A 6806-nucleotide genomic window follows, 5' to 3' on the forward strand; every position below is an offset into this window, starting at 1 on the left:
ACCTCCTGGCTCGCCTGCGCTATCTGTGCCCGACCATCCGATTGGTCTGGGCCGATTCCGGCTACACCGGCACGCTCATCGACTGGACCAGATCGTTGTTCGGGATCAGCATCGAAATCGTCTCGAAACTCGCAGGTCAGGTCGGGTTCGTCGCCCTGCCACGTCGATGGGTCGTGGAACGCACTCTGGCCTGGATCAACCAGCACCGCCGCTGCGTGCGCGACTACGAACGCCGCCCCGAACACCACGAAGCCATGGTCCGCTGGGCCATGATCCACACCATCAGCAAGCGCCTCACTCGCTAGTTCAGGAACAGGCTCTCACACCCCCGAACCAAGTACGAATTCAGCTCGACAGAGCCAAGCCGTCCTGAAATGAGCAATATCATTCGCGCACGCATGAGGTTGGTCGATGGAACTCAACGGAGCACGAATCCTTGTCATTGGTGCCACGGGAGTTCTCGGGTCTTCCGTGAGCCGTGCGGTGCATGCCCAAGGGGCTCGCTGCGCACTCGCAGGGCGCGATCCGGTTCGTCTGCGAGAGCTCTCGGACGAGCTCGCGAGTTCACCTATCACGCACTTCGAGGCGCTCAACAAGGACAGCTGCTACGGAGCCGTCACCGATGCGGCTCAACAGCTCGGCGGGCTCGACGCACTGATCATCACCATCGGCGTCGCAGCTTTCGGGACGACAGGAGAAACAGACGACGTCGTGGTCGAATCCCTCTTCGCGATCAACACCCGCGCACCGATCGCGCTGGCTCGTGCAGCCACCCCGTATCTCCAAGACTCCCACGGCACGCTGGCGACAGTCACGGCGATCCTCGCTGACTACCCGACACCTGGCATGGCAGCCTATTCCGCCAGCAAGGCTGCCACCAGCGCATGGCTGACGGCGTTTCGGCGGGAACAACGTCGTTTCCATGTATCCGTGTTCGACATCCAGCCGCCGCACATGGAAACGGGTTTGGCGGACCGAGCCATCGGCGGGCAAGCACCGCCGATGCCTCGGCCGGCCTGCGTCAGCACCGTCGTCGACCAAATCGTCTTGGGCCTCAGTCGTGACGCCCGCAAGCTCGCTACTGATATCAAGTCGGGTCAACTGCTCCTGACCTGATGCTGGAACGAGGTGCGCCATCAGCGGATGTCCCCGTGATAGCGACCCCTCGGTCAGTTCAGCACGACGATGGCCGAGTTCAGGGCGGTCGCAAACACGCTCCACGCTAGATAAGGCCAGAGCAGCGAGGCTGAAATCCGATCCCGACGAGCGAACGCGACGATGGTCGCGATGATCACTAGGTCCAGCAGCACGATGTCTGCCAGTGCAACTACCCTCGCATCGGCCGCGAAGAACAGAGGGGTCCACGCACCATTGAGGAGGAGACCGGCCGCGTAGAGCAGAAACTCCGGTTGCGCCTCCTTCAGCGGACCCGCCACCCACCACATGCGCCACCCCGAAGCAGCGATCATCAAGTACAAGACCGTCCACACCGGCCCGAAGAGCCACGATGGCGGTGCCCACGAGGGTTGCACCAAAGCTGCGTACTCAGACTAGGATGAGCCCGCGGCGACAGATCCGGCGGCGGCAACGGCCGCAACGACCAGCACGAACACCGCAGCCGCCAGGATTCCCCGAATCAGGGACCGTCGACGATTCATCACACTTGTCACAAGCAGCCTCTCCCGCAACTTCCATTTCCACAGCGATGTCCGCCTGACGATTATCTGCCAAGTTGCACTGATTTCGCAAAGGTCCCTGATAGACCGAGGAGCACGAGCGAGAGCAGGCGCCAAACACGATTAACGCCCGGCGATCATGCGACTCGCTTCGCTCAGCCCCTCCCCCTGGCACTCATGAACCGTTCACGCGCTTCGGCGAGATCGACGATCGGCGCGGGATAGCCGCGCCGACGGCGCTCTGTCGGCTGCAACCGATCTGGATCGAGTAGTTGTTCGGTCGGCAGATCCGCGAGCTCCGGTACGTGGAAGCGCACGTAGTCACCGCCCGGGTCGTAACGACCAGCCTGGCGGACAGGATTCAGCACCCGGTTCGGTCGCGTGTCCGTGCCGGTCCCCGCAACCCACTGCCAGTTCAGGTTGTTGTTCGCGATGTCGCCGTCCACGAGCAGGTCCAAGAAGTGCGCGGCACCGAGACGCCAGTCCAGATACAACGTCTTGGTCAGAAAGCTGGCGGTGATCAGCCGCGCACGATTGTGCATCCAGCCTTCCGCCTGGAGCTGCCGCATGCCCGCATCGACGATCGGATACCCCGTGCTGCCGCGCTGCCACGCGTGCAAGGCCCCCGGATCCTCGCGCCACTGGTCGTGGCGCGTGCGGTAGTCGCGTTCGCTGCTGGCAGGACGCGCAGCCAGCACTTGGTGATGGAAATCCCGCCAGGCGAGCTGCCGCACGAACGCCTGCTCACCTTCCGACGGACCTGCGTTCACGACGAGCTCGGTACTCGACACGCAACCGAAGTGCAGGTACGGGGACAATCGTGACGTCGCATCAGCAGCGAGGTCGTCATGCGCATGGACGTACTCACACACCGTCGCGGCAGACCACTCCCGCATCCGCTCACGCCCCTCGGACTCGCCGCCCCGGAGGACCCGAGGCGACACCTCACCGTCGCAAAGAGCTCGCCTACCCGGCAGTGGGCGACCCTGCACCTCGGGCACCCGAAGCACGTCAGGTGCGGGCAGCACGGCACGTGTCTGCTGCTCGCACCACCGACGAAAGTACGGCGTGAACACGGCGAAATGATCGTTACCCGAGGGGACCACGGCGCCTGGCGGCTGCGTGGTGATGACCGCCTCGTGCACGTGCAACACGCAGTGACGAGCCGACAGTTCGAGTCGGAGGCGGTCTTCCCGCTTTTGCGCATAGCCACTGACATCCCTTGCCACATGCACTTCTTCTGCACCGGTTTCCGAAACCAGTTGGCACACCTCAGCCACCGGATCACCGCGACGAATCACCAGCCTCCCGCCACGAGATTCCAGCGAACGATTCAGATCTGCCAGCGAGTCGAGAAGGAAGCTGACGCGATTCGGACTCCCGAAAGCACCGGAGAGGACGGCTTCGTCCAAGACGAACAGCGGTACGACGTTCGCCGCGCGGGCCGCGTGGTGCAGGACGGGATTGTCATGGACTCGCAGGTCACGGGTGAACAATGAGATCGCCGTTGTCATCGTGCGCGTCCCTCCTTCTCCACGGCTGGGAACAGCTTCGGCAATGGAGTTCCTGACTCCAGAATGACGTTCATGACCTCTCGCATCGAGGCAGGATTCAGGTGCTCACGCGCGGCGCGCACACCAGACCAGCCGGGACCGCACAGCAGCAGGACAGGACATAGCTCCCCGAGCGCGTCAACGTCGACCTTTCGAGCGGTGCGAGCCGTGTGGGCCCACACGACCACGCTCCTGGGCCGGAGCTTGTCGGCCGCCCGGATCAACATGTCCGCCGGTGCACGAGCGCCGAGAAACCGAGATGCGCAATCTCGCCCGGCGAGCACAGCGTGCAGCGCTTCGAGCGGGAGGCTGTGCTGCTCGTCAGGCGCACACGCCAACAACGCCGGCAACCGTCCGCGCTCGGGCACAGGGCGCGCACCGTGGAGGGCGGCGAGAATTCCTGCTGAAGCGGCATGTTCCACCTCGACGATGCCGTCCGCACTCTGCTCGAAGCTCTCGCCGATGCTGCGCAACAAGGGCATGAGCAGCTCTTCCCAGGTGACCAGCGCACCGCGCTGCACCAGGTGCTCCTCGACCCGCTCCCGGATCGCTGCCACATCGAGCCGGGTGGCAGCGCGGGCCAGGCCGCGCACGGCCCGGTCGACCCGTCCCACCGCCAGGGCTCCGGTTCCCCCACCATCGCGCGCCGGTTCGGGATCCGATCGCGATTCCAGGGCCACACGTGCCGCGGCAGCAGGGGGCACTCCCTCGCCCATCAGCGCCAGCATGCGTCGAAGGCGTTCCACGTCCTCGATGGTGTATCGGCGGTGCCGACCCGGATCGTGCTCGCTCGGCGCCAGCCCGTAGCGGCGGTCCCAGCTGCGCAACGTCGGCACTGCGACCCCGAGCTGCCTCGCCACCGCACCAGCCGTCAACACCACCCCAGGCGCACCAGCCATGAGACTCAGCCTTCCGAACCACTGACGTGCAACGACGTGAGCAAGCATAGTTGCATCGCTTGTGCACTGTTCAGCGGATGGCGGTACGCGAAGAAGCCGAGTGATCATCATTCAGAGAATCGGGTCGCACAGCTGCGCGGCGCTGAGAGGAGGCGAGGATGTTGCGAGCCATCCCGCCGAACACCAAGCCGTGGAAGACGCTTACCGCCCACCAGTAGGCGTGCCCTGCCAACCCACGGGGCACGAACACGGCGCGTTGCTGGTACCGCGAGCCGTGCGGATGTTCGGAGGTCACCGACAGCTCCAGCCACGCTTCGCCCGGTACTTTCATCTCTGCCAGGAGACGGAGCAAGTGCCCGTCCTCGAGTCGGTCGACTCGCCACCAGTCGACCGCATCACCGGTTCGCAACCGATGGGCGTCGCGCCTGCCTCGCCGCAGCCCGACGCCACCGACCAGGCGATCTGCCCAGCCGCGGATCGCCCAAGCGAGTGGGAATGAGTACCAGCCGTGTTCACCACCAATGCTTTCGATCACCTGCCACACTTGCCGCGCGGGCAAGGTCGTGCGGTGCACGCGAAGGTCAACGTAGGCAGTTCCGCCGGACCAGTCCGGGTCAGTGGGCAGCGGTTCGAAAGGTGCGGTCGTCGGTGAGGCGTCGGACCAGCGGGTCACGAATTCTGCGTCCTGGATCTTGCGCAACGCCAGGCTCACGGCCTGTCGATAACCGGTCAACCCGCCTTCCGGAGGCGGGAGATAGGCATCGATTTCCGACTCCGCGCAGACGGCTTCGTGCACAAGCGATTCGATCAGCGGCGCTCCGATGCTCTTGGGTACCGGAGTGACGATATTGATCCAGTGCGAGCTCAACTTCGGGGAGAGCACACCAACCGGTAGCATCCGGCGCCGCGGGAGTCCGGCGACCTCGGCGTAGTCCTGCATCATGTCGGCGTAGGTCAGCACGTCCGGGCCGCCGATGTCGAAAGTGCGACTGACCGAGGACGGCAGACGCGCCGCACCCGCGAGGTAGTGCAGCACGTCGCGCACCGCGATCGGCTGGACTTTGTTGCGCACCCAGCGCGGCGTCACCATCACAGGAAGCCGCTCGGTGAGATGACGAAGCATCTCAAAGCTCGCCGAACCGGATCCGATAATCACCGCGGCCTGCAACGCGACGGTGGGCACGCCACTGCGTAGCAACGCCTCTCCCACCTCTGCTCTCGAGCCCAGATGCGCCGAAAGATCGCTCGTCGCCGGATGCACCCCGCCGAGGTACACGATGCGTCCGACACCGCGTTCATGGGCCGCCCTGCCAGCGATCAACGCAGCGCGTCGATCGAGGGAGGCGAATCCCGCACTCGGCAGCGAGTGCACCAAGTAGTACAAGACATCAACGCCGTCGCAGGCGGACGGGACTGCCCAGGCTTTGGTTGACACGCGGGGTTGAGTGGTGTCAGGCCGCTGTAGCGGCGGTGTAGATGGTCTCAAACTCGACTGGGGTGAGTTTGCCGAGGCGGCGTTGCCGTCGCCGGCGGTGGTATTTGGTCTCGATCCAGGACACGATCGCCAGCCGTAGTTCCTCCCGACTCTTCCAGCGTCTGGTGTTGAGAATGTTCTTCTGTAGTAAGGAAAAGAAGGACTCCATGGCGGCGTTGTCGCCGCAGGCGCCGACCCGACCCATGGAGCCGGTCAGCCCGTGCGAGCGAAGCAGACGCCCGTAGCTTCTGGATCGAAATTGACTGCCCCTGTCCGAATGCACGATCACGCCCTGCGGGTTGCGCAGGGCGATGGCGTTGCGTAACGCGGCCACGGCCAACGACGAGCGCATCCGGGGGCCGATCGAGTAGCCGACGATGCGGTTGGAGTAGCAGTCCTTGACCGCGCACAGGTACAGCTTGCCCTCGGCGGTGGAATGCTCTGTGATGTCTGTCAACCACTTGGTATTCGGTGCGGTAGCGGTGAAATCGCGGTCCACGAGGTCGTCGTGCACCGGCGGTCCGGCCTTCGGATTGCGTGCCTTTTTCTTGGCATGCAAGGAAAAAATCTTCTGCATCGAGCAGATCCGCCATACCCGGTTCTCCGAGGCCGCGAAGCCTCGCCGGGCGAGTTCGTCGGCGATGAACCGATACCCCTCGGTCGGATCATCGGAATGGATCTCGAGGGCGGCCTTGATCAGATGGGCGTCGTCCCAGTCGCGTTGCGAGACCGGGTCGGATTCCCACTGGTAGTAGGCCTGCCGGGAGATACCCAGCACCCTGCACGTCACCGCCACCGGCACCCTGATCGGGGCGTCGGCGGCGGCCAGGTCACGGACGAGCGGGAAAGCTATTTTCCCCGCAGAGCACCCTGGGACAAATACGCCGCGGCCTTACGCAGGACCTCGTTCTCCTGCTCCAGCAGCCGGTTGCGCTTGCGGAGTTCCCGCAGCTCAGCCGGCTCCTCACGAGTCACACCCTCACGGGTGCCCTCGGCGACCTCAGCGGCACGCATCCAGTTCTTCAGGCAACCGATCGAGATCCCGAAATCAGCGGCGACCTGCTTCAACGATGTCTCGCCACGACGGGCCACCGCGACCACGTCATCACGAAACTCCTGCGGGTAGGGCTTGGGCACGACGACATCCTTCCAAGCGAGGCCGAAGCCTCACACATCAGGTGTCAACCAAACCCTGGGCAGACCC

The 6806-nt window shown here is 64.5% G+C and carries 7 protein-coding genes; 2 read left to right on the forward strand and 5 right to left on the reverse strand.

Features of this window, described 5'->3' with window-relative positions:
- Together BM424_RS28220 and BM424_RS28225 are read left to right on the forward strand one after the other, a co-directional pair.
- Nucleotides 1-305, forward strand: a 305-nt coding sequence (locus BM424_RS28220; RefSeq protein ID WP_139274164.1) for a transposase, incomplete at its 5' end; no start/stop codon positions are given.
- A 106-nt stretch (nucleotides 306-411) separates the two neighbouring features.
- Nucleotides 412-1116, forward strand: a complete 705-nt coding sequence (locus BM424_RS28225; protein ID WP_093424387.1) for an SDR family NAD(P)-dependent oxidoreductase — start codon at nucleotides 412-414, stop codon at nucleotides 1114-1116.
- 53 nt (nucleotides 1117-1169) lie between these two features.
- Here the strand turns inward: BM424_RS28225 and BM424_RS28230 are convergent, their stop codons facing one another.
- The 5 genes from BM424_RS28230 to BM424_RS28250 form a co-directional block, all read right to left on the reverse strand.
- On the reverse strand, nucleotides 1170-1532 hold the full coding sequence (locus BM424_RS28230) for a TspO/MBR family protein (RefSeq protein ID WP_342742664.1): 363 nt from the start codon (nucleotides 1530-1532) through the stop codon (nucleotides 1170-1172).
- A gap of 299 nt (nucleotides 1533-1831) precedes the next feature.
- The gene (locus BM424_RS28235; protein WP_093424389.1) at nucleotides 1832-3190 is read right to left on the reverse strand and encodes a cryptochrome/photolyase family protein; all 1359 of its coding nucleotides are present in this window, start codon (nucleotides 3188-3190) and stop codon (nucleotides 1832-1834) included.
- Entirely contained in the window at nucleotides 3187-4128 is a 942-nt protein-coding gene (locus tag BM424_RS29790; RefSeq protein ID WP_175548301.1) for a MerR family transcriptional regulator, read from the reverse strand. The genes BM424_RS28235 and BM424_RS29790 overlap by 4 nt, the downstream gene beginning before the upstream one ends.
- 70 nt (nucleotides 4129-4198) lie before the next feature.
- Entirely contained in the window at nucleotides 4199-5512 is a 1314-nt protein-coding gene (locus tag BM424_RS28245) for an SDR family oxidoreductase (protein ID WP_342742665.1), read from the reverse strand.
- A gap of 67 nt (nucleotides 5513-5579) precedes the next feature.
- Nucleotides 5580-6739 (reverse strand): IS3 family transposase gene (locus BM424_RS28250; protein ID WP_093412644.1). Its coding sequence is split into 2 segments (ribosomal slippage): nucleotides 5580-6464 and nucleotides 6467-6739, totalling 1158 coding nucleotides; the frame shifts between segments, so codons are not numbered across the junction.
- Nucleotides 6740-6806 lie beyond the last annotated feature (67 nt).

Source organism: Saccharopolyspora flava (assembly GCF_900116135.1).
In the GTDB taxonomy this organism is placed as follows: Bacteria; Actinomycetota; Actinomycetes; order Mycobacteriales; family Pseudonocardiaceae; genus Saccharopolyspora; species Saccharopolyspora flava.

Coding starts and splice junctions, on each gene's coding strand:
- BM424_RS29790 (WP_175548301.1), bottom strand. CDS start 4,128: ATGGCTGGTGCGCCTGGGGTGGTGTTGACGGCTGGTGCGGTGGCGAGG.
- BM424_RS28225 (WP_093424387.1), top strand. CDS start 412: ATGGAACTCAACGGAGCACGAATCCTTGTCATTGGTGCCACGGGAGTT.
- BM424_RS28235 (WP_093424389.1), bottom strand. CDS start 3,190: ATGACAACGGCGATCTCATTGTTCACCCGTGACCTGCGAGTCCATGAC.